General features: G+C 38.0%; 25 protein-coding genes. 13 read left to right on the top strand and 12 right to left on the bottom strand.

Translation table 11 applies throughout. The annotated features are described in order from the left end of the window. Positions 1-36: 36 nt before the first annotated feature. The gene (locus tag ABD985_RS20455; protein ID WP_345375072.1) at positions 37-1,602 is read right to left on the bottom strand and encodes a hypothetical protein; all 1,566 of its coding nucleotides are present in this window, start codon (positions 1,600-1,602) and stop codon (positions 37-39) included. Positions 1,603-1,807: 205 nt separating this feature from the next. Here ABD985_RS20455 and ABD985_RS20450 point away from each other — a divergent pair, with 205 nt between their 5' ends. Next, on the top strand, positions 1,808-2,965 hold the full coding sequence (locus ABD985_RS20450) for a 2-isopropylmalate synthase (protein WP_345375070.1): 1,158 nt from the start codon (positions 1,808-1,810) through the stop codon (positions 2,963-2,965). 415 nt (positions 2,966-3,380) lie between these two features. After that, positions 3,381-4,415: a tyrosine-type recombinase/integrase gene (locus tag ABD985_RS20445; RefSeq protein WP_345375068.1), complete on the top strand. Its 1,035-nt coding sequence runs from the start codon at positions 3,381-3,383 to the stop codon at positions 4,413-4,415. Here ABD985_RS20445 and ABD985_RS20440 read toward each other — a convergent pair. The 8 genes from ABD985_RS20440 to ABD985_RS20405 form a co-directional block, all read right to left on the bottom strand. Next, positions 4,401-4,892: a very short patch repair endonuclease gene (locus ABD985_RS20440; RefSeq protein ID WP_345375066.1), complete on the bottom strand. Its 492-nt coding sequence runs from the start codon at positions 4,890-4,892 to the stop codon at positions 4,401-4,403. The two genes, ABD985_RS20445 and ABD985_RS20440, sit on opposite strands and share 15 nt — an antisense overlap. A 136-nt stretch (positions 4,893-5,028) precedes the next feature. After that, positions 5,029-6,612: a DNA cytosine methyltransferase gene (locus ABD985_RS20435; protein WP_345375064.1), complete on the bottom strand. Its 1,584-nt coding sequence runs from the start codon at positions 6,610-6,612 to the stop codon at positions 5,029-5,031. A 172-nt stretch (positions 6,613-6,784) separates the two neighbouring features. Next, the gene (locus tag ABD985_RS20430) at positions 6,785-8,692 is read right to left on the bottom strand and encodes an ATP-binding protein (protein WP_345375062.1); all 1,908 of its coding nucleotides are present in this window, start codon (positions 8,690-8,692) and stop codon (positions 6,785-6,787) included. A gap of 35 nt (positions 8,693-8,727) precedes the next feature. After that, complete coding sequence (locus ABD985_RS20425) at positions 8,728-9,915, bottom strand: MvaI/BcnI family restriction endonuclease (protein ID WP_345375060.1); 1,188 nt, start codon at positions 9,913-9,915, stop codon at positions 8,728-8,730. Positions 9,916-9,993: 78 nt separating this feature from the next. Beyond that, positions 9,994-11,271 (bottom strand): hypothetical protein, encoded by a 1,278-nt coding sequence (locus ABD985_RS20420; protein WP_345375058.1) that lies wholly within the window; start codon positions 11,269-11,271, stop codon positions 9,994-9,996. Positions 11,272-11,330: 59 nt separating this feature from the next. Then, positions 11,331-11,930 (bottom strand): hypothetical protein, encoded by a 600-nt coding sequence (locus ABD985_RS20415; protein ID WP_345375056.1) that lies wholly within the window; start codon positions 11,928-11,930, stop codon positions 11,331-11,333. Positions 11,931-12,011: 81 nt separating this feature from the next. After that, on the bottom strand, positions 12,012-12,788 hold the full coding sequence (locus tag ABD985_RS20410; protein ID WP_345375054.1) for a TRADD-N-associated membrane domain-containing protein: 777 nt from the start codon (positions 12,786-12,788) through the stop codon (positions 12,012-12,014). A gap of 94 nt (positions 12,789-12,882) precedes the next feature. Then, complete coding sequence (locus ABD985_RS20405; RefSeq protein ID WP_345375052.1) at positions 12,883-13,404, bottom strand: S24 family peptidase; 522 nt, start codon at positions 13,402-13,404, stop codon at positions 12,883-12,885. 250 nt (positions 13,405-13,654) lie between these two features. On the opposite strand from ABD985_RS20405, the gene ABD985_RS20400 reads away from it, so the two are divergent. The 9 genes from ABD985_RS20400 (at position 13,655) to ABD985_RS20360 (ending at position 18,919) form a co-directional block, all read left to right on the top strand. Continuing rightward, entirely contained in the window at positions 13,655-13,849 is a 195-nt protein-coding gene (locus ABD985_RS20400) for a hypothetical protein (RefSeq protein WP_345375050.1), read from the top strand. Positions 13,850-13,853: 4 nt separating this feature from the next. Next, positions 13,854-14,171, top strand: a complete 318-nt coding sequence (locus tag ABD985_RS20395; protein WP_345375048.1) for a helix-turn-helix transcriptional regulator — start codon at positions 13,854-13,856, stop codon at positions 14,169-14,171. A 3-nt stretch (positions 14,172-14,174) separates the two neighbouring features. After that, positions 14,175-14,387 (top strand): hypothetical protein, encoded by a 213-nt coding sequence (locus ABD985_RS20390; RefSeq protein WP_345375046.1) that lies wholly within the window; start codon positions 14,175-14,177, stop codon positions 14,385-14,387. 13 nt (positions 14,388-14,400) lie between these two features. After that, positions 14,401-14,655 (top strand): hypothetical protein, encoded by a 255-nt coding sequence (locus tag ABD985_RS20385; protein WP_345375044.1) that lies wholly within the window; start codon positions 14,401-14,403, stop codon positions 14,653-14,655. Positions 14,656-14,708: 53 nt separating this feature from the next. After that, complete coding sequence (locus ABD985_RS20380; protein WP_345375042.1) at positions 14,709-15,380, top strand: hypothetical protein; 672 nt, start codon at positions 14,709-14,711, stop codon at positions 15,378-15,380. 19 nt (positions 15,381-15,399) lie between these two features. Next, positions 15,400-16,146: a hypothetical protein gene (locus tag ABD985_RS20375; protein WP_345375040.1), complete on the top strand. Its 747-nt coding sequence runs from the start codon at positions 15,400-15,402 to the stop codon at positions 16,144-16,146. A gap of 313 nt (positions 16,147-16,459) precedes the next feature. Next, complete coding sequence (locus tag ABD985_RS20370) at positions 16,460-18,094, top strand: hypothetical protein (protein WP_345375038.1); 1,635 nt, start codon at positions 16,460-16,462, stop codon at positions 18,092-18,094. A gap of 34 nt (positions 18,095-18,128) precedes the next feature. Next, positions 18,129-18,665, top strand: coding sequence for a hypothetical protein (locus tag ABD985_RS20365; protein WP_345375036.1), 537 nt, complete (start codon positions 18,129-18,131; stop codon positions 18,663-18,665). 11 nt (positions 18,666-18,676) lie between these two features. Then, positions 18,677-18,919 (top strand): hypothetical protein, encoded by a 243-nt coding sequence (locus tag ABD985_RS20360; protein WP_345375034.1) that lies wholly within the window; start codon positions 18,677-18,679, stop codon positions 18,917-18,919. Between the two features lie 48 nt (positions 18,920-18,967). On the opposite strand, the gene ABD985_RS20355 is transcribed toward ABD985_RS20360, so the two are convergent. Continuing rightward, entirely contained in the window at positions 18,968-19,309 is a 342-nt protein-coding gene (locus ABD985_RS20355; protein WP_345375032.1) for a hypothetical protein, read from the bottom strand. Positions 19,310-19,317: 8 nt separating this feature from the next. Then, a complete protein-coding gene (locus ABD985_RS20350) occupies positions 19,318-19,482 on the bottom strand; it encodes a hypothetical protein (protein ID WP_345375030.1) in 165 nt (54 codons plus the stop codon). 88 nt (positions 19,483-19,570) lie between these two features. Between ABD985_RS20350 and ABD985_RS20345 the strand changes: the two genes are divergently transcribed. Both ABD985_RS20345 and tnpC read left to right on the top strand, forming a co-directional pair. Continuing rightward, complete coding sequence (locus tag ABD985_RS20345) at positions 19,571-19,825, top strand: hypothetical protein (protein WP_345375028.1); 255 nt, start codon at positions 19,571-19,573, stop codon at positions 19,823-19,825. Continuing rightward, entirely contained in the window at positions 19,822-21,018 is a 1,197-nt protein-coding gene (gene tnpC / locus ABD985_RS20340) for an IS66 family transposase (protein WP_345375087.1), read from the top strand. Before ABD985_RS20345 ends, tnpC begins: the two co-directional genes overlap by 4 nt. 56 nt (positions 21,019-21,074) lie before the next feature. Here the strand turns inward: tnpC and ABD985_RS20335 are convergent, their stop codons facing one another. After that, entirely contained in the window at positions 21,075-23,522 is a 2,448-nt protein-coding gene (locus ABD985_RS20335) for a UvrD-helicase domain-containing protein (RefSeq protein WP_345375026.1), read from the bottom strand. Positions 23,523-23,630 lie beyond the last annotated feature (108 nt).

Below are 23,630 nucleotides of genomic sequence, written 5' to 3'. Positions count from 1 at the left end.
TTATACCTTTTACCTCTTACTTTTTACCTTTTACTTTTAAAAAACAAGTTGCTTAGCAGCTTTTCGCTGTATCACTTCCTGTACGCTTTCTTTATTGATTTTACTTTCCAGCCAAGAGATAATATCAAAATACTGAAAAGGCCTTTTTTCAAAGGGATCTTCGGTTAGCTTTTCTAACTTTTCTTTTAAAGAAATAAACTCTTTTTCTAAGCGATCATTAGTATGTACATTTTGGAGTTTTCTAAGAAACTGTAAGATGTATTTTTGCATCAGATACATGTTCCCTTTATTGAGTAGCTGTCGGTAAGTGGAACGAATATAATATTCCATGACGTCTTTATTTCCTAGCTCATAATGACAGATCATACTCAGGATACGGGCAAAGCTATGCACATCTTCCCGCATATCGATTTCCACATCTTGCGTATTGATAATATGGTTGAGCCAATGAATTGCTTCCCGGTAATTGCTATTTCCTACATAAAGACAGGAGATCTTGTAGTACATGATAATACGGGAGTGTTTATCCAATCGATTAATGAAATCATCGATGCGATGCTTGATACGATTCAAGCGGTCAACGCCCACACTAAAATGACCAAGCATAAACAGACGGTTAAACTCATGGACAATCGTATACTTAGAGAGCTTCATTCGTATATTATCATTCCTTAGGGTAGGAGATAGGGTGTTCAGCTTCTTAAGCTTTAATTGCGCCGTCTCAAAAGCTGTATAATGCCCCAGTTTATACAAAGTACTAAGGAGATTATTAAGCCCTTGTATATAAAGCTCAAGAATTGGGATACGCTCAATTCCTTTATCTTCCAAAAGAGTCACCCATCGGTCGGCATAGTAATACGCTTTATCGATTTCCTGTATAAATGTATAGTAATAAACGTAGAGTCGGTAGAGTTGTACCTTTTCCGCAAATGAAAGCGAATCCTCATTGGGCTTTTCAGGAATTTCCAATTCAAAAAGAGAACGAACAGCGATAAGGTCTGTTTCATTCTTGACGAACCCAATTTTCATATATAGGGAGTTCAGTTTTACCGATAAGTTGGTATAACGATTGATATTGGTGATGCGATTGTTGGTTTCTTCTACGCCCTTTACAATATTATTTACTCTGTTCTGGTTGTTTTTTCCCAGCGTCATGGAAAGTACGTTTTTTTCCCATCTATAAAGCTCTAGTTGAAGTTCCAGGCTCTCAAATTTATGTGCTTTTTTTTGTGCTTTTTTAATGATATCGACGCATTGCTCATAAAGTCCACGATTGAAAAGTAATTCTACGTAATCAATCATTTCTCTGATTTCAATATCAGTGAGCTTATTGCGCTCGTACTGCCTTAACGCTTGTAGAATACGGGCATACAGGTGTGCCTTGAGGTTGGGCAGTTGTGAAGCACTGATGTCGGGAGCCTGTGCCAAGATGGAAGACTCATCATATTGTGTCGCTTTGTCTAGTATATCAAAGAGTTGAACAAATTTTCTTTCGTTTCCTTTTCGTTCATGCTGTGATACAGAGAGTTTAAAGTAGCGCTTCTCTGTTTTCGTTAAGCGCTTGACTAGTTCAAAGACGTGGGTGGATTTTTCTCTAGCCATCGTAATATTAATTCCTTAAATTATCCTCTAAATGTGGTAATTTACATTTTTACAGTCTATATTGGAACTGTAGAAGTCGTAAATACATATTTTTTTAATTTTTAAAATATTATCCACAAATATAGTTTTGGTGCTAAGGTTTAATTTTACCAATTGAAGTAATTTTAGAATATTATTGTTTGCGTCAACTAAACTAGCCTAGACTATGGATAATAAGGTTTATATTTTTGATACTACCCTTAGGGATGGGGAACAAGTGCCCGGATGTCGTTTGAATACACAGCAGAAATTGACTATTGCCAAGGCGCTAGAGGAACTCGGGGTGGATATCATCGAGGCCGGTTTTCCAGTATCATCGCCAGGAGACTTCGAGGCGGTAAGTCTATTGGCAAAGGAAATCAAACGTCCAACGATTTGTGGATTGACCAGAGCGGTTCAGAAAGATATTGAAGTAGCGGCAGAGGCATTACAATATGCGGCTCGCCCTAGAATACATACAGGACTAGGGACATCAGATCAGCATGTGTTTACAAAGCTGAAGATGACCAGAGAACAAGTGATTGAGCACGGAGTAAGAGCAGTGAAGCTTGCTAAGAAATACGTAGAAGACGTAGAGTTTTATGCGGAGGATGCCGGTAGAACGGACAATGAGTACCTGGCACAAGTAGTGGAAGCCATGATTGCGGCGGGTGCAACGGTAGTGAATATCCCTGATACCACAGGATATTGTATTCCTGAGGAGTATGGAAAGAAGATCAAATACCTTCGAGATAACGTAAAGAATATCGACAAGGCGATCATTTCTACCCACTGTCACAACGATTTGGGAATGGCAACAGCCAACTCCATTACAGGCGTTCAAAACGGCGCAAGACAAATCGAATGTACGATCAACGGTATCGGAGAGCGTGCAGGAAATACTTCTTTGGAAGAAGTCGTCATGGCCATGAAAAAACATAATTGGTTGGATTATCAGACAGGGATACAGACAGAGAAATTACATTCCCTAAGTAACCTAGTCTCAACGACTATGCATATGCCTGTACAGCCAAACAAAGCGATCGTAGGATCAAATGCATTCTCTCACTCATCAGGAATCCATCAGGATGGAGTGATCAAGAATCGCGACAACTACGAGATCATTGCTCCAGAAGAAGTAGGCGTAAGCGCTTCTTCTATCGTTCTGACAGCAAGAAGTGGAAGGGCGGCTTTACATTACAAATTGAAAGGCTTAGGATTTGACTTAGAAACTGAAATCTTAAATGCAGCCTATCAGGAGTTCTTGAACATGGCCGATCGTATTTCCATCATCGAGAATGAGCATTTACACCAATTGATGGAATCAATGAAAGTAAAGTCATAAAATAAGCCTTCATAGGCATTACAATATAGAAATAAAAGACTCTTTTATAGAGTAAAAACATTGGAGCTCGTCTCCAGTCTTGTATGGGAATATACAAGACAACACGTTTATATGTGTTTATATATGGTTAGTATGTGGTAAGATAAGGTCTCCTGTGGGGGCCTTTTCTTTTTTATCCCTAAAAACCGGCTTTACGATAGTGTAGAGGTGGTTTTTTGTGTTTATATAAAATCTAAAAATGATTATTAATTGATCATTATGATGTTAATATTGTTTTATTTTTAAACAATTTATCATACTTTTATTACAAAGTGACCCACGAGTGTCCCACGAAACCCCAAAAAGTGTCCCACGGAGGGCCCACGAAAAACCGTAAAATGACCCACGAAACCCCTAATAAAAAACGCTTTCAACTATGAAACTCCGCATTTTAGAAAGACCGATCAAAAATGGAAAAATATCCTTATACCTCATTTACCAGCACAAAGGAAAAAGGTGGAAGAGAAGCATGGGCATGTTTCTTTTTGATAACCCTAAGAATCTACAGGAAAGACAGCATAATAAGAAGACCCGGATACTGGCAGAAAACGTCATGCTGGAACAAGAGAAAATGATGATGGCTGGAGCGGGAGAGCAGAGCAGTATGCTTAGAGTTTCTCAACTACTCAGTTTATTCCTGGAAAGCAAAAAGAATCCCAATACCCAGATGGCCTTTATTGATATGCATAAGAAACTGCAGGATTGTATCAAGTATGATCCCGTGGTGATGGACTTTTCGGTAAGGGAATGCGAAGACTTTTTGGAGTACTTGTATGATCGTATGTCGATCAATGCGGCCAATACCGTTTACAGTCGTCTCAATATCTTATTGAACTATGGCGTAAAGAAAGGATTAATGGCGACCAACCCTTGTCCCCGTGTGGACAAGCAAAGAAGTACAGAAACAGCTATCGAATACCTGGAGCGAGAAGAGTTAAAGTGTTTGATAGAGGCAGATTGCCCATGGCCAGATGTGAAGCGTATTTTTCTCTTTACCTGTTTTACGGGGCTGAGAGTATCTGATCTGGAAACCCTGGAATGGGATGACATTAGGGACGATAAGATTATGAAGCGGCAACAGAAAACGAAAGAGGTAGTAGTGATTCCCCTTTCTCAGAAGGCAAAGGAATACCTGGGAGAGAATCCCGGTTACGGGAAGCCATTTAAGATTACTCACCGAAAGAACCTGAACGATAAAATCAAGAACTGGGTGGTTGCTAATGGCATTCAGAAGAACCTATCCATTCACTGTGGTCGCCATACCTTTGCGACTTTATTGATGACACAAGGCGTGGATATTTATACGGTGAAGGAGTTGTTAGGGCATAAGAACTTGAGCAGTACGTTGAAGTATGCGAAGGTGGTGAATTCGAAGCGGGAGGAGGCGATTGGGAGGTTAGACGATTTGTAAAAGCTCTCTTGGATGGTCAGGTGATAAAGATTGAATAGCCTTGATGTTATGAATAATATGATCGAGTTGTTTGAGGACTCGTTGTCTCAAATCTTTGTTATATCGGATTTGGCATTCCCATATGGTGATTACATTCCACCCTTTTCGAAGGAGGTCAATTTTGTGGTCAAGGTCATTGGCTCGATTACGGGTGATTTTACTTCTCCAGAAGTCAGTATTGGTTCTAGGCATTTTGAAATACTGGCAGTTTTGATGCCCATGCCAAAAGCAGCCGTGAATAAATATGACCGTATTGTATTTAGGGAGAACAATATCAGGTTTTCCCGGCAAACGTTTTCCCTTGTATTTTCCGTGGAGGTTGTAGCGAAAGCCATGTGTATGTAGATATCTACGCACAATGAGTTCTGGGCGGGTATTTTTACTTTTGATACTCGCCATAATTTTACTACGCATTTTCTTCTCTCTACTTTCAGCCATTCCTTGTTGTTCGTTGCCTTTAGTTTTTACTAATCTAACATATGTTGAGAATTAATAATTGAAATAGGGGCAGAACAGCTATTACTTAAGAAAAAAATAGGCCAAAGGAATGATTCCCATGGCCTCTAAAATTTCTTTAATCCAAGATATTATGAATGATTTCCCCTAATGCTTGTCCTAGTAGTGGAGGTACTGCATTACCTACTTGGGTATACTGTGGGACTTCAAATTTTCTCATTTGTCCTCCAGTAGTGACTTTAGAGCGAAATTCAAACCAATCAGGGAATGATTGTATCCTAGCCATTTCCCTCACCGTTAGCGTTCGTAATTGATCATGGTGGTAATGGCATACATCATCCGGAATGGATAATGCTGTCGCTGCAGGCTCAGTAGCGATTAAGGCTTTTTGAGTCTGCTTTTTGGTCAACATTCCTTGGAGGTAATTTTCAATGCCTTCCCTGTTTTTGAAAGTAACATACTCTTCTTGATCGTTTAGGAAGTCAAAGGTAAGTAGCTCTTCAACGAACTCCTCCTTTAGCGGATTGGCTTCGGGATTTCTAAGGTATGCATTAACTGCTCGCTTTAATGCTGAATTGTTAGCCACAACTTGATATAGTCTGAATCGTTTCTTGGCAGTTAATCCATTTCTTCTAAGCTCGTGGTTAGGGATTTCCCCGTTTAGATTTACTTCTTTATTCTTTCTTTCTCCCAAGATGGTATTTATCTTGTTGACAAATTCACTTGGCAATACTTCTTGTCCTCTTAGATCGTCAATGGCATTTTCAACGGAAGTGAATTGACCATTTTTGACCTTTAGTAGTGGAGCCAAGAAAGTACCTTGGAAGTACTCCTTATTTTTCTCTACATCGTAGTACTTAAGATCTCCATAAAGGACATTTTCTACGCCAGCCTCTCTGACGCTTGTGTGTAAATCAAAGGAGTTGACTAGTAGTTCTTGCTCCAGTTCGTTGGTGACCTTAGCTTGTAGCTCTTGGGCTACATCGTGTCGAATACCAATCATGATGTAGCGAGGTCTACTTTGTCCTACACCTACATACTTCGAGTTAATGTGTAAACAGATCGGGATATAATCGATTTCAGCAAAGGCCTTGGCTACCTCAAACCAGGCAAAGAATTGTTTTCCTTGATCATTGAAAGCTTTCAGGATACCCGATACGTTTTCAAGAATCACTGTTCTTGGTTGAACCATTCGAACAAAACGGGCAAACTCCCAAGGAAGTTGGTTACGGTCATTATTCAGTTGTCTTAGACCTGCCATGCTAAAGCTTTGACAAGGAGGTCCACCAGAGACAAGATCCACTTCATTGTTGTCACATTGCGACCTAATGCCTTCAAGGATGTGAGGGTGCTGTTCCAAGAAGTTATTTAGATGAATAATATTACCTATCACGAGACTATCTTTTGGGATAGTCGTAAGATCTGACAAGTCATTATGACCATCATTTACTGGAGCAAGTTTTGGATTCTCTCTTAGCCTATTGGAAAGGTCGTTTTTAGGGTGTAGACTATTCAACCAGAAAGTAGAAGAGGCTTCTTTACCTTGCTCCGCTAACTTTCTAAGATTTTCCTTCAGGAAATTATAAGCAAAGGTTTCTCCCGCCATGGGTGATAATTCATTGGCAAAGAGTAGATTAAAACCTACTGATTCAAGGCCCAATGATAAACCGCCACATCCTGCAAATAACTCTATATGTCTCACTTGTTTATAATTTTATGACAACGATGGTGTAACCTGAAATATAAACCAACCAAGATGCGGTTGGTTTATATTGTGCAAAGATAAGCGTCTACATCGTAATATAATTACGTAGTGAAGGTATATTTACGAGATCATGTAGGAACTTCACCCAAAATGATCAGCTTTTTAAGAATTAGACTTCTTCTAGGGTTGTAGATAGACTGGTAATATAACTACTTAGTTCTAATACAGGACACCTGTAGCTTTTCTTACCATCGTTAAATATGATAGTATACCTGAAAATGCTGCCTTCTTGCTCGTTAGTTTCTAAATATACATCATTACCGAATGCCTCTTTATGTTTGAGGGCATCTTGCTCAAAATTATTTAGTACTAGATTCCAACATATAATAATGGGCTCCTTTTCGTAAGCTTTGGATTTATCATCTGTTTTGTGAGATGTTTCGATAAACTTTTGTCCTTCTCGTTTAAATTCCGCAAGATCAAAGCTGTCTTCATACACTAGATTTCTTTGAGGAGGAACACTTTCTGGAATCCATTGTATAACTGTATCTATACTGTGGAAGGTAGATTGACTAATGATAGAAAAAGGCAATAAGTTATGACTACATAATTCGAAAGCTATACCGATAACTTCTATTTCTTGTTGTGGATCATATTTGAAGGATAATCCTAGTTCCATTAATTTTTGATTAGGGGAATGCAATCTTCTTCTTGATGTTTCAATGAAATCATTAAGTCGTTTGGTTTGATTTTCACTTTTGTGATTATTCCTTGAGCTTCCTCCATTTCCTTGGTTTCCTCCATTCCCTTGGCTTCCTCCATTCCCTTGGCTTCCTCCATTCCCTTGGCTTCCTCCATTCCCTTGGTTTCCTCCATTCCCTTGGCTTCCTCCATTCCCTTGGCTTCCTCCATTCCCTTGGTTTCCTCCATTCCCTTGGTTTCCTCCATTCCCTGAATCTTTTTTTGTAATAGGAGGATAAAGACCATCCTTCAGTTGTTTTGCTTTTACGAGTAGCTTACTACGAACCTCTTTTAATATGGCATTACCTATTGGAGTGGAAGAAATACCATTTCTATTAAGTTGTATTTCAGATGTCAGTTCATCTAAATCAATAAAGCATGCAATTCGTCCGCTAATAGATTTCGGATGTGTAAGATTGAGTTCATCTATGTAATTGTGTCCAATAATTCGTCCATTTACTCGGAAGTAAAGTCCTCTTAAGTGTTCGCTTCGGAACCCTTTTTCTTTTGTAAAGAATAAATCATACCTGTTATTGATATCAAACAGGTTTGTTTGTTTATGCCAAAACTCAGGAGAATAAGATGGAAGGGATACCGGGTTATAGTTGTCGATTTTTCTAGCTTTATCATCAATACAATTACCTTTGAAGTAAATTGTAAATTCATTATTGATTGGCAAGAAGCTAGTTTGTTGTATTACTTTTTTCAGGAATTTTAGGTTATTAAATGCATCACCAAGATCATAGTTGTTTAAACAATTATTTATAATAACTATGGTTCCTTGTTCCTGATATTCCCATTCAGAAGGTAACACATTTTTAAACTGTTCGTCCGTTAGCTCTTCTACATTAGGATAAACGTACTCACCTTTAACTCTCATTACAGCTACAATAGGCTTTGAGTATTTCTTTTTTGATATAATAGTGTAAAATTGATCGGCTCCTTCCTCAATTAAAGAAACTGGAGAGTATAAAGCTGCTCCGAAATGTCCAAGAACCTTTCGGCCTGCTTGACTTGTTTGTGAAGGGTATTTATCAGATGATCCATATTTTATTTTTGAGACTCCATTTTCATCAATAAGGTCGTCTTTAGCCATTCCCGTACCATTATCAATGCATCTTAGTGTAAGATTCCCTTGCTCTACATTTAAAATATTCCAAACAAGTGTAGCATCTGCATCATAAGAGTTTGCATTAAGTTCTGCAATTACTCTGTCCTTCTCATATACATTTTTCGCAAGAATTTCTCCTGAGCGACTTTCTAAGTCAATATTGATAGAGTTCCAGTATTCTTTATCGTTGGCTAATTTCTGGATAAGATTTTCAAGTTGTTTCATTTGTGTAGTTTAGTTAGTTTTTATAATTGTTTTAGTTATAGCTCAAGATCTTCTACAGACCCAAATAGTTTCTTCCTATCTTTTGGAGATTTTAAGCGGAAGGCGTGGCCATGGTCACGGTATTTTGTTCGGTCAGGTTTTACTTTCCCTCTCCAGTCAAAAGTTATAATTCCTTGATCAATCAATGAGATAAATTGGGAGAAAATCGGTTGTTTTGTTAACTGTACCTTGTTGTATTGGAAATGTATTTTTCCGTTAATACGTTTTTCTTCCCCTACCACCCAAATGGTTGTAGGATGTTTTTCATGAAGAGTATTTTTTAACGTTTCATATTCCCAATAGCAAGTATCTTTTTCTTCCTGTCCTTGTATTGCTTTTTGAGCAAGCATTGTTTCCTCAGGTAAACTTTTAAGGAATAGCCCTTGTGCATTGGGAGTATTTCCAACAGTTACATATAAGTCACGGTAACCAGGATGCTTGGCACTTTCATAACCATAAGTAAGCATCATATCTACAGCAGAAGAAACAGGGCTAATTTTCCAGTTAGGGACTTTGCTAAATAGAGTATCTTTTGTTTTCGCATTAGCTCTCTTTGCCTTGATTTCGACTTCTCCCATGAAGTCAGCATTTTTGAGATTGTTGACTGGAATTCCCAATGCTTTTTCTAACGTATCTCCTACATCTCTTGGATTTGATTTATCAGGGCTGACACTTTCAATCCATTTCCCCTTAATATCTCTCATCATTTCGGTAAGCATGCCAACATAGTCCTCTATGGTCTCGGGCTCACCAAAATATGACTTTAGCGTATTCTCAAATTCGGGGTCATCCCTCAATGGAATGGCTACCACTTTTCCTTCGTAAACGGTAAAGTAAATTAGATCATTTTCATGAGCATAACGAGGTAGACGGGAAGGCCAGAATCGAGGATCACCTTTTTTTGTATTTGGGCGGTAGTAGCTGGTTTTTTGTTCTGCTACTTTACTTTGTGCTATAATATCGGTGTCGTAGTATTTTCTACCTTCTTCTCCTTGAGGCATATTAGTGAAATCGACAACTTGCCCATTCCTGAGAATATCTCTCATTTCTCCAGAGGCATCAATAATGCTTTTTTTAAGCATCGTTTCGGTCATACGGATAAGACAGAACTCTTCTCTACAGTATTTCTGTATGGTTTCAATCAGTTGTTCTTCCTGATCATTAGGAATGAATAATGGATTCATATTAAAAAATGGTATTAGTTATGAGTAAAAAACCTCATTATTTAGCGGTTGTAATGAGGGAGAGAACCTATTGGATATTTAATTATAATATTGACTTATCGTAATAATATATTTTTGTCCTATTCTTTTTATGGAAATAGGCTCTATGATAGGGAGGTCTTCGCCATCATTAATTAAGTGCAGCAGTAATAGGTTTTCTTTTGTTTCTATGTTGTATTGCTTGTTCTCTAGTAGTTCTTTGATACGTGAAAAATTAACAGCTTCACTCAATTGGATTAATTCATCTATCCACTCATCCTCATCTTCAAGAGAGTTACCGTAAGTTTCTTTAGTGACTGTCTCACCGAAGTGGTAACAACCTCCTCTTCTTAAGGTATATTTTTTGTCATAGTGAAAAATGTGGCATAGTTGCTTGTCTTCAGACCAACTTATTTTGCCTTTTAGTTTGGTCTCATTAGCCCACTCAAGGGATAGAGTCTTGAGGTCATTATTAAAAGTACAATCACTTTTTTTAATGATTAATGCAGTGTATTCATTGGGGTAGTCAGGTTGTTGGAGGTCGATAATCTCTCTATCTTGTATATTGAACTGACTCCTATTAAATACAAGAATGTTGTCGCTTACCCAGGCAGCGCTATCGGGATACCAATTGGGGATTTCCTCTTTATAAGGAATGTACAAGGTGTCATTATCTGTCTTTATGAGTTGAATACCATTATAATGGTGAATTAAGCCCATGGCTCCCACGTATGCCCAATTACCATCTGGAGATAAAAGCTGATCATCCCATACCCAAATGGTTTGTCCCTTATCAAGGTTCTTCATTAAATGGCCTCTAGCTTCCCACATATCTGAAGAGTAGCTGATAAGGTTTTTGTCTTTCCAATAATGGTCAAACTCCCACTGTCTATATTCAGTCTCTGCATCTGGACCCGTATTATTGGTTAAAGTATCGTATTGTCCATTAAGCAATGGTATGAAAAATATGGAGTCTTTGTCTTCTACAATTTGCCAAGGACTTTCCTCTTCTCTTGTTAGTTGTTGTTCGTATAATTTATGATATGCTTCTGCAGAGATATTTACAAATCGGAATTCCCAGTCCTTATAAAACTTTGTTTCAGGCAAAGGCAAATTCACTTTAGAGTTCACTTTGTTCTCATGGATGAAAGCAACGATGTCATTAACCTTCTCTGAGTGTTCTTGTTTTAAGGAATGTGTAGAATCCGTTTGATTTTGGACTTGGGAATGTTTTGTGATAGTTTTTGTCTCTACAACAGTAGTTTCCTGTTTTTTAGATGACTGCTGGGTGCAATTAAAAAGTGATAAACAAACGATCAGTGCTATTATGAATCTCATTGTTACAGCGATATAATAAAAAGTTCGTAGATAAGTAGTTATTAGTGTTTTGTACCTTCTTAAATTAGTACAGTATCATTTTCCTGTTTGGTATAAGCTTTTAGAGCGTTTCGTTGTAACATCCAAGCACCTATCGGAGAACATAAAAAGAAGACAAGTACAATACCTATTTTCTTCTTTTGTGATAGTCGCCACGTTGGATTGATGATCTGTTGGATATTAAATGATAGTATGGATAAGCAAGTAACGCCAGCGATATGTTCAAGTCCGAAAATTGAATTAAAAATATACTTATAAGCCATAGCAGCTTCTTTGACTGTCAAGTTTTCCACTACAAAAAATCCCCCTAACCATTCATAAGGAGGAAAGTAGTTAAAAATAAAAAGAAGACTATTGAGAATAAACCACAATGAGAAGAATGTCAAAAATCCTCCGATGATATAGCCTTGTTGTTTTTTAAAATAATTATGTATCTGAATGCTCCATGCGAAAACAGCTATCAATGACCCATATTTAGCTATGTGAAAGACGTACCATGGAATTGGCTGTGGCCAATGCATGGAAGTCGCAATTTTTATGAAAAGGTTTAATAATAAAGGAACTAGATAAAGAGATGCTACTAATACCCATGGAGAAAGCTTAAAGAAAAATGGTTTCATTGATACAAAAAATATGTTGTGTTATTGCAGTTGATATAATTGGCCTCCTAGAGGTTAATGTCATTGATTAACAGGGATATCTTACGATTGTTTTTGAGACAAATGTTTATTGATATCTTGGGTAAGTCTATCAATAATTAAAGCCTGGGCTTTAGCTTTATCTTCTCCTTCCATTTCTTCCGTCATTTTCAGAGATAGATTTATATTTTGTGTAACAACCAATTTTTGATGGTACTCTGACATTTTGAGAATAGTCCTATTGTACAAGTAGAAAAATATTGCAGCGATAAACTCACTAAGAACACCGGTTCCAGTGGTTATGTAGGCAGAAGTTGATTTATCTTGATACATCATGAAAATCCCAATCACAATTATGATGAAGCTAGTAACAGAAGCAAAAATAGACACATTGAAGCTTTTTCTTGCCTGATGTTGTGTTTGATAGTAATACTCATCTAAGTGTTTAAAGTTTATCCCTACTAGATTGGTGAAAAAATCCTCATTAAGTTTTAACTGTAATTGTTCTTTACTGAGTTTTACTAATTTCCAATCAATATCTTCTATCTGTCTTTTAGTAAAAAAAGCTCTTATTCTATTAATAGTTAAAAGTAAACCTGAAGCTAGAGCAAAACCTACTATAAAAATAATGGTAGTAAATTCACCAAGTATTTTGAGGTTTGGGAGCAAGTAATAGAATAGTGAACATAATCCAAAAATAATGAGGATTGCAATTGAAAAAACTCCTGTAGAGCTACTCACTTTACTATCTTCATAACTTTGTAGCTTTTTTATAAGTTTATCTTTTCTTCTCTGATAAAGTTCTGATTCACTGATTCTTTCGGTGAAAGTATTATCCATATTTTAAATAGTAGATAGTAAGTAGTAAATTTCACTAACTTTTGTAGTAATAAGTTTAGTTTTAAAATCGATTGTAAAATAGCTACAGTTATAATCACCCCTCCTTCCTCAACAATGCCAACACCAATGCAATCTTCTTAATCTCCTTCTTTGGCAGCAAAAAAGGATCATACTTCTCCTTGTTCTCGCTTACACATTTTACAGCATCCTCCTGATCCGCTACTCGGAGCGTTTTCAGTAAGATCCCTTGGCTAAAGGTATCAATCACGTAGGCTCTTCCCCATTGAATAAAAGTCAGGCTATCAATCAAGCGGCAGATGATTTTGTCTCCAGAGTTGTATTGTGGGCTCATGGAGTCTCCCCATACATCGGTCACAAATACATTGTCTCCTTTGAAGTCATCTGGAAGGCGATAGTAAGCGTCGGGTGATATTTTCCCATCGATGCCGTTGCCTGGGAAACCGGCTTCAGCTCTAAGTTCAAAAAAGGGGATTCCTTGCTGATTTGAAGTATCAGAATTTTCTTCAAAAGCTATGTTTTTTAGCATTTTACCTTCTCCGGTAAGTAGCCAAGTTGGATTAATCTCAGGTATTTTTTTTACAATAGCCTCCATCATTTCGAACTTTGGTTTGGATGATCCGTTCGAAACTTTGCCTATAGCTACATCAGAATATCCAAGTAATTCACCGAAGGTTGAATTGTTTAGATTTTTATATTCTTTTATCTCTCTGATTCTTAATGATATATCGCTCACAATGAAAAAGTATTGAAAAATTAACCGAACTAAAATTTGTTATTCGAACTTTAGTTCGATATAATTGTGGTGTGCAACAACAGAAACACTTTGACTATACAATTTAGTTAATATGGATTCATTAACAAACCCAAAAAAGCATCAAAAACCCAAAAGAGAGGACTTTAGCATCCACAAAGGGTTACGCATTTCTGAAAGCCAACAGGACAAGATTATTAGAATTGCCAATGAAATTGGCGCTAGAGGAGACTCTGCAGTCATCCGCTTTCTGATCAGTAATTACGAATTGAAAAACCAAAACTATTAGAATCATGAGCACAAATGAAATCAACTTGATCACTGAGGCAGTGACCCAAAGCCTAAAACAACAACTGGACCTGTACAATGTCATCCACAAGGAAGTGATGGGGGTGGAAGATGTGGCCATCTATCTGGGCGTATCTTTGCCGACCGTTTACCGCTATATCTCTACGGGAGAATTACCGCACTTTAAGAAGCCGGGTGTCCGTAAGGTATACTTCCGGAGAACAGAGATAGATCAGCACTTCCTGAGCAAGAGCAATCGTGTTCCTTGCAGCATGGAGCTAAAGCAAATGGCTAAAATGGCTATCCTAAAACACAAGTACTAGGTCATGAAGCATAAGGTTCAAATTGATGTGGTGAGACAGCAAGGTGAGTATGTGGTGTGTAACCTGTATACCCGGGAAAGTTGCCGAAAGATTTATATGCATGAGGAGGATTATCAAGCATTGATCGGTGAAGGGTTTTTTCTCCGAAGCGGAAAAACCAGGGATAGCGCAGGGGTACTTAACACCACGCACACATGTTTCTTCGAGGAAAAGTAAATGGCTTTTAGGGATGCGAAAACCCATTGGAGTAAGCTGTTTCAAGCCATTGTCCGATCATGTCTGGGCGGGAAAAAGTAAAGCAACCGGTGTCTATGTCATCCATCATCAGAAGGAACGCTATCTACTGGAATTTGATAGTCAGTTGGCATGGAAAGAAGGCAAACAACTGTTTTTAAAGGAAATGAAAAGTAAACAGGCAGAAGAGCTGGACGTCTTAATGGAGGTCGCTCAAGCTTATAGAGAGCATGTGATTGAAGTCCTTTAGTTACTTGCATGATGTATTGAAAACCCAAATCCGATTTTAAATAATTCAACAACATGAAACTTGATAGATTGGTCAGCTTAAACAAGTTTACGCTGACATCCCTGATCAGTGTGAGCCTGATCTCAGGGCTCTTCATGGTGCTTATGGCAATGGTGATTGTGGATGCCGTAGGTACTGCCTATACCGTGAGCACACTGTTTGTGGAGCGTTTCCGGACGTTGATGTCCGACGGAATGGCGACCGCATTTAGCCTGATCATTGGCGCTTTGTTTAGTATAGGTGTAATGGTTACGATCCTAGTGTTTAGTCTGCAGAAGAAACTTGCCCCCGCTTCTACGGTGGTGAGTTTCGCCGGAGGAGGCATGAGCTTTATTGGCTTGATGATGATCATTCTTCCGGATACTGTGACCCTTTCCATGGTGCTAGCACAACCTATGCTTTTGATCAAGATGAGCCTGGTCTGTTTGATGGCCTTTCTTCCGGCGTACATCACCCGTCAGTCAGCGAAGTCCATTAGTGAAGATGAGATTCTCAAGCGCACAATTCAGGAGAGCAATCGACAGATTATTGAGGATATTTCCTACTGGATGAAAGAAGGGATTCGGAATATCACCAACGGACGGGAAACGGAAATCACACAAGCGGAAACGACCGTCTTCCTGGACAAAGGGAGCGCATCAGACCCTCTAGCAAAATTTGACATTTTAAAGAAAAAACAAGCCTAACTAACACGGATCAGCCATCATGACCAAACTAATTTATGTAATCGACATTCTTAGTGCCCCGAAGCGTTTACAAGCGTATGCCTGGCATGTCACCAGCGTATTATTGATTGCTTATATTCTGGGTGGATTTACGGATCAACCTTTGCCTGAGTCCTTAAAAGTTACGGTAGTACTCTATGCTTCCTGGGCGATTTTGAAAGCGCTGTATACCTTTCTCAAGATTAAATCGGATGAAGTGTCAGTCTATGTAAAACAGCTCTCAGAAGCCAAGAAATATACCCAAACGCTTCAGGATGCTTTGAGAGAAGCTAATAAAATGATTGAAACGCATGCGAATCGCTTGCGGGAAGAGAGCGAAAAGACAGCGACGGTACAGACCCAATTGGTGCAGGTAAACAACCGCTGTGTAACGCTCCAAAACGCTTTGAAAGAAGCACAGGAGGCAAGCAATTTACTGGAAGATGCCAAACGCAGTTTAGAGGGCAGGATGAGTGATGCAGAGGCTACTGCCACAGCGCATATTTCCGCTAAGGAGACGCTTCAACGTAAATATGACGAATTGGTGATGCATCACGATGACTTGCTTTCCAAGTTGAATGGAGAAGAGCGTACCCGACAGTTACTGGAAGAGGCAATTCATCACTTAAAGGAGTGCTATGAGCAAAACACCAAAGCGCTGGATACCGCTAAGAAACGCTTGTCGGCCTGTAAGCAAACCAATGGGGATTTACCCATCCGAAGAATACCAGAAGGCCTATTAATCTAAAGAAACTAATCAATAAAAAAGTGTCTTCCTGTCAGTGCTTTGGCGGGCCGTGGACTGGAAGACACTTCTAATGCGGCAAGGATGCATGGACTGAAAATGGTCCAGAGGTTCGATTCCTCACGCATTACGAAAGGAAAGAAGGGAGCTGGCAGCAGTTGTTATCTGAAATCAATTTTGAATGTGTTGTAGGAGACACCTCAATGACTGACTGTCAGCGACCTCTTTTGATACAGTTCTCGGAGGGTAGACTGTTAAAACAAGCCCACCATCCTATCTCTTATTTTTAATATACCATTTAAACCCTTGATTTACAATGGGAATACCCAATACTATCCCCAAAGTAGAATGTAAATACTTTGAGGGCCTCCCCAACGTGACCTATGCCTGGGCCAATAAGCGCTGCAAGGCATACCTGGATGCTTATTATGCCCTGGACATGATCAGTCGTGATGCCCGTCAGTACCGGTCGGGAAAAGGAGCCTATACTGACTGGTCAGTACAGGAGCTGTATCAGCATCACAGCCAAAAAATAAAGGCGATACAGGGACAATTGGACGGTTTGTTAAGCCTGGATATTCAAGCCTCTTTTCAGTGTCTGACAAAGGATCTAAGCCTTTATACGAAGGTAGACCATCCGGAGGAAGCGGTCCGCTTGCACAAGAATATCCGACATACGGCATTTGAATTAGTCCGACTGTACTTGATGACCTATGAAGAGGCTCGTCAAAAAGGGACGACAGTTTTCTATCATAACATGCCCTACCTCTACACTCGGCAGTCTTCTTTGGCGACACTGGAAGGTTGTACCAAAAACACGATTACCAATCACCTGAACCGTCTGAGAGAGATTGGTTTTGTGGTCCATTACCGCAATCGTTTCTCGGCGGGACTGGAATTATTGGTGAACTGGAACATCATTTTTGGCGATGATGAAGCGGAAAAAATCCGTCTGTGTTTTCGTAAAGACTTATCCACAGCTCAAAAGTTATTCACATCTCATTGTGAACAACAGAAAATAGCGTTGATAAGTAGGACTGCAAAATCATCAAAAAACGGCTCTGAAAACCCTTTTTCTGTCCGATTCGACCAAAATTTGAACCCTTTATCTTCTTCTATACAGAATAGAAATAAAGTTCTTAAAAATAGTAGTCATGTTGATAAGGTGAATAACTCCGAAAAGGAAGCAACTCACCCCAAGGAGCTTAAAGAAATGTTGCCCGGCACGCAGATTTTTTTCGGAGACGAAAGAAAAGAAGGGACGGAAAAACGGACGGCACAAGTAAACCGGGAGAAAGAAGTCAAAAAGAATTCCGCCCAGACGAAAGCGGGTTGCGGCCCGGCGGCGGTCGGCGAAACGGTCCAATACGGTCGGGATGCCAAGGAGCATAAGTACTATATGCAGTATGCCCAGCGTTTCTGGTGCTACGTCAAAGCCAAATACTATAGCAGCAAGCAATTTACACCTATGGATGAAGAGCATATGGTGCATGTTATTGCCCGCAATGTCTTTGGCAGTTTTAAAAATGACAAAGGCTGGAAGCATGAGCAATGGCTGAAGTACTATAAGGAACTCGTAGCTGCTGCAGATTTTCAATATCTGGCCGTCGTCAATCACGGTGGATATGTGGCCGATCCAGCCTGGTACTTTGGCGAAGAAAATAAGAAAAACGGTTGGTGGCAGAACTGGAACCGTTTTCAGAACTATAAACGTAAGGCCAAGTACTTCCGCTTGAAAGGAGAACTAAAGCGTATAGAATACGAAGCAGCCGAATACAGGGACGGAAAAGGCCCCAATGCGACTAAAACTCCTCAGGAAATGTATGTCATGCACGAGAACCGTCTCCGTAAGCTCCGAAACCGGGACTTAATGAATGCCTTTAAGGAGATGGTCAGCCATCAACTCCTATACACCAAACGAAACTTTGATATCAAAGCCCCTCAAGTTTAAACCAATGACCGAAATCCAAAAACATCAACAACTTATGGAAAAGCTCACCTCAAAAATGATCACCAAGTCCATGCGTACCAATACCTCATGGGCACAGCAACTGTCTGAGCAGGAATACCCTTTTATCCACAAGATGAAAACACCGCCTACGACCCAGTTACACACCGAGGTCACGGTCCGCATTCCCACCGGGGAGCGGACGAAATTCGGTAAGGAAAAACCACAGCGCCGTCGGTTTGATCTGGTCGGATTGGTCAAGCCTTTCTACAGTGCCTGGGGAAATGAGCTGTTTACCGTAGGCTTTGAGGTGAAAGTCAGTAAAAGTGACCTTCTGCAGGATGAAAAGTACCTGGATTATCTTGGGTATACAGACTTTTTCTTCTTTGCAGTACCTACGGAATTAGTGTCTGAGACAGAGCAAAAGATCAGCCAGACACCCATCATCCAAGCCGACTATATCGGAATCTATGATGTTAACCAGGCAGCCTTTGTCCGATTAGCCGAACGACAAGAGCTATCCCCTGATAATACCGAAAAACTCTTCCGACAACTATTATTTGCTCACCTATAATCTTTCCAACCATGTCTAAGAAAAACAAAGTCCCGTATTGTATTATGATCACCTTTAAATCTGGTCCCTTAGCAGGAAAACCACAGCTCCGGAAATGCCATTCCTGGAACCGGGCCGTTTTCCTGATCCGTTCGGTCTATAAAGGTAAGTTTACGGCTGCTGGGATCTATCACTACTCTTATGAGGAACGGAGGGTATTGAAGGAAAGAGGGGCGATTTATTGGTTTGATGGGGAGGGGAATGTGAAGGGGTGAAATAATGTAAAATGCTTTCGCCTTATTGATAAGGCGAAAGCATTAGGTTTAATCAATATTCCAATAAGCATCCGGTTCTCCTCCAAAAGCATCGTCAATGTATCGATCACTTAACCCTTCAACATCTTGTGCCCAAGAACCATTATATTTCTCGTATGTATCATGGTCATCATATACATCATAATGATCATAATCATCATCATATGAGTCAACCTGTGATTCTGGGCTTTGGGAGGCTTGTTCTAAGTTATCATCGTTTGAACTATTAATACACTGAATACTTTCTAATTCTGTTTTAACTAAGGCTAATTGTTTTCCATGTATAGAGGTAGCATGCTTTAATGCCTCCAAGTATCCTATTAAAAAAAATAATTTTTGTGAATCATTCATAGTAGAGCTTAAAAAGGTAAATCGTCATCTTTATCTTCTTCGTTCTCTAGTTGTAGTTTTAATTCTTCAAGTTTTTTTATTAGAATTTCGATTTGCTTTGAAGAAACACTGCTCGAACTATATAATGCTTCAACATACCCTTTAATCCATGCTCCAGCTTTTCCTTTTTCCATTGTACAATCTTTAAGAAATAATGTTACTGTTCAGGGGTAATATGAACTTTTTCTCTTAAAACTAGCATTTAATACCTAAACTATTGTCATGCAAATTACTGAAGAGCAAATATTATCCTGTAATAGTATCGAAGAATTTCGAGCTATCACTTTAGCCCTTTTCAAAGAGTTGAATAGGCTTAAGGCTGAGAATATTGCCCTTCGTCTTGAAAATGAAGCTTTAAAGGCTGAAAATGAGGCATTGAAAGCAGAAAACATGGCTCTTAGAGCTATTATGGGTAAGGATAGTAGCACTAGCAGTAAACCAACCTCTAAAAATCCTTATTACAAAAAAAAACGATAAACAATCGTACTCCATCGGATAAGAAACAAGGAGCTCAATCAGGTCACAAAGGTGTTACCAAGTTACTATCTCCACATGTTGATTGTATTGTTGAGTGTGAACCTTCTACGTACTGTGATTGTGGTGAAAATCTGCAAGATGTTCCGACTTCCCGCATGACCAAACATCAAATACATGACCTTCCACCAGCATTCAGGTTATACGTTACGGAGTACCAAGTATTCCATAAGACTTGTCCTTGCTGTAAGAAAGAGAACACAGGAAAGCACCCTGTCTTCGGGCAGGTTAATTTCGGTCCTAAAATAAAGGCATTATGGGTGTACTGGAATATTTATCAGCATATTCCTTATGATCGTATCCAGCAGATGACCAAGGACTTATTTGGATGCACTGTATCCGACGGAGCTATAGAGCATGCTATTCAAACCTTGTCAGGTAAGTTATCCCCCGAGTTGAATTTTATTAAAGAACGGCTATCTCCGTCCAAGGTGTTACACGCTGATGAAACAGGCGTTAGGGCTTCTGGAGTGTTAAGTTGGATACATGTACAATGTAATAAGGCTTACACCTACTTGTTTCCTAGCTCATTTCGAGGAAGTAAAGCTTTTCATGAGGATGGAATCATGTTGGAATACAAAAACATCTTAGTCACGGATCGTTGGAGAAGCTATAATGTACATAAAGGTATGCGGGCATATTGTAACGCCCACCTACTCAGAGAGCTTGAATTCTTTATTAAGCATTATAAAATAGAATGGTCCAAAAAAGTCAAAGGGTTGCTCATTAAATTACACCGGAATCCCCCAGAAGATGAAGGTCGAGTCAAGAAAGCTTTTAACGAATTGAAATTACTCGTAATTGCTGGTCAGAAAGAAATTGAATCCAACAGGCTCATGTCCAAGGATGTCAAAACAAACTGTAGTAATTTGCTTCGTTGTTTTGAGAAATATCCTGAAAGAGTTCTGGCGTTCATAACAGATACTGATATTCCTTTTGATAACAACCAAGCCGAACGGGATTTGCGAATGATTAAACTGAAGGATAAAATCTCTGGAGTATTCCGTTCAGACCGCCATTTACGATATTTTCTAAGAATACGATCATTTATCGGAACCTGCCAAAAGCAAGGCAAGGACATCTTTGAGTCTCTTTTGAAGGCTTACAAAGGTGCCCCTGTCCTATATACCCCCTGAACAGTAACGAAATAATAAAATTAGATAATTTAGTATAGATCTTATTTATAAGAGGATTATTCAATCCACTTGACAGATTCGCCCATATCTCGAGTAATTTCCCTTAAAATGGTAGCAAATTCAGAGTTCTTATTTTCAATACTGATAAAAAGTGTATCTACTGCTCGGCTCATAGCAATTAGGCACCAGTTCGCAGCATATTTTCTTGCACTAGATGCATGGTCCTCAAATAAGGCATTAGTTGTATCATCTTTTCTATAGTGTGCTACTTTATTACTATAGAAAACATCCATATCTAAGCAAACTGAAGTCCATGCCTCTAAACCTCTACAAGATTCATAGTTATAAACGCGATGTTCACCATTCTTTGGTAATGGGAGAGGTTTTTTGGATTCATAATTATCGATAACTTCTGTGCCGTCCCATATTTTAGTTTCCCATTCTGTTTCCCATTCTATTTTATACTTGAATCTACGTTGATCTATGGTATCCTCTAGGATTACATCATTATCGTTATTTAGAAGTGCTAATTCATTTTTTACCTTATCTGTAAGTGTATGTGGCGCTAAAAAAATTATACTGTCATGATGATCACAATCATGGCGTTTACCAACCTCTTGTAAGGAGTGATACATAGCTTTTGAAAAGCTTAAAGTTGATATGATAATACGTCCCTTTTGTAATCTATCATCAGATTTTATATTCCAATTGATATTGAAGTGTTTTGCAAAGGAATTTTGAAAATTACTCAGGTTAATTTTTTGTCTGAAAGACTTATTTAAACTGAAAGGGTGTGTTGGAATTTTTTGTTGTTTAAAGCTAGTCCAGTCTAAATATTTTTGACTTTTTACTAATTGTTGTTGTAAGCCATCGGATATGATAATTCTTTTATGTCCGAATATTGTATATATAATTTCTCTCTCAATAGGATTCCAATCTTGGGCCTCATCAATTAAAAGATAACCCCACTGTTGCTTGATATTTTTAATATACTTCTGATGTTGTTTAATTAAAGGGGTAAGGTCTATTACAGAATTAGAAGAGCAATCTGTATCTTGGCTAGAATTAAGTAGGATTTCTAATAGTTCACATTGATCTTGAATAGGCTTATTCGTGATTAATGAGTAATCATTATTTAAAAACTTGTATATTTCTTCTTTTATTTTACTTAATCGTTTTAAGTAAATTTTACTTTTGATGTCATCAATTAGTCTTTGTTTTCTAAGATCTAAGTATTCTTTTAATGGACGTTCAAGGTCTTCAAAAGATAAAGGAGTGTTGGTGTTATCTAATTTATATTGAATGGCATCTAGCGTATCTAGTAGCTTTTTTTTGTTTTTATTATTAACAAGTTCTTTTTGAATAGATTTTTTTAAAGTATGAAAGGTTTGTACATTGTTTTGAAGAAGTGATATGAAACTGTTTTCTAAATAGCTCTTATCATTGTTGATAACCTTTTCAATACGCTTGATTTCATCATAGTTAATGATTGTTGATATTCCTAATTTATGATACAGGCTATTGTAGATGAAAGAGTCTAGGGAATCCGTTTGAATTTTATTGTTGGGTAAAGTATTAGAGATGCCAGCTATAGAAAGAAGTCTTGTTAAATCTTTAACTAAAGATTGATTAAAGGTTAGGAATAGAGAGCTATAACCTTTTCTGTATAAATCTTCAGCAATTCTTAACATTAGTGTAGTTTTTCCAGAACCAGCAGATCCTCTGATGATTACAGGCATTTTACCAATGCTTTTAGCGTATTTTTGTTCTGCTAAAACTTTTTTGGTAATCTCATTAATCTTTTTCTTGGTTAGAGCTCCACAGTGTTTTTTAATAAGACTAAATGTATCTAAACTTTTTTCAATCTTCTCAAGATCTAATTGTTTAGCTATATTCACTCTGAATGATTCTTTATTTGTCTTTTTCGAAAAAACTTTATTAGCTTTAAAACCTGAATCAAGAATTTTTTGAAAAATAATATTAAGCTCAGATTTATTTCTAATTGTATTGAAGTTTTTGCTATATTTATTTTTACCTTTATTTGTATCTAGTAAAATTAAATCACATATATAAAGGTTCGAGTCAGTTGTACTATTTAAAAAGTGTTTGACATTATTCTTAATGTTAGAACTAGCTTCTGATATATTAAAAACGTTACAACCATCTTTTTGAATATATATATCATTATTTTCTACATCAAATTCATATTTTAGTGGATCTATAATTTTGATCGTAAAACAAAAACTATTAATAAATGTAGATGATTTTAAGTTAGACGTGTGATCGTGAATAAGGTCGTAGCGTAAATACCCACTAACAACCTCTCCTATTATTAACAAATCAACATCTTTATTCTCTTTAAACCCATAGCATGTGAAATTACTAGCAATAAGTACCTTTCCTTCTGTTACAGTATTAATTTTTTCAAAAAGTTTTTTGTAGTGTAAAGCTTTATTATAAGCAATACCACTTTTATTTTCTGTTAAAATCGTCACATCTAGCATAAAAAATGAAGTTAGCTTGGTTAAACTAATAGTTCGCGATTATAATAGTTGATGTAAACAGTCAAATTCGTGATTGTTTATTTATACAAATATATGCTAAATATGTAA

It is taken from the genome of Algivirga pacifica (assembly GCF_039543525.1).
GTDB lineage: Bacteria > Bacteroidota > Bacteroidia > Cytophagales > Flammeovirgaceae > Algivirga > Algivirga pacifica.
This window is presented reverse-complemented; position numbering and strand designations above follow the sequence as displayed.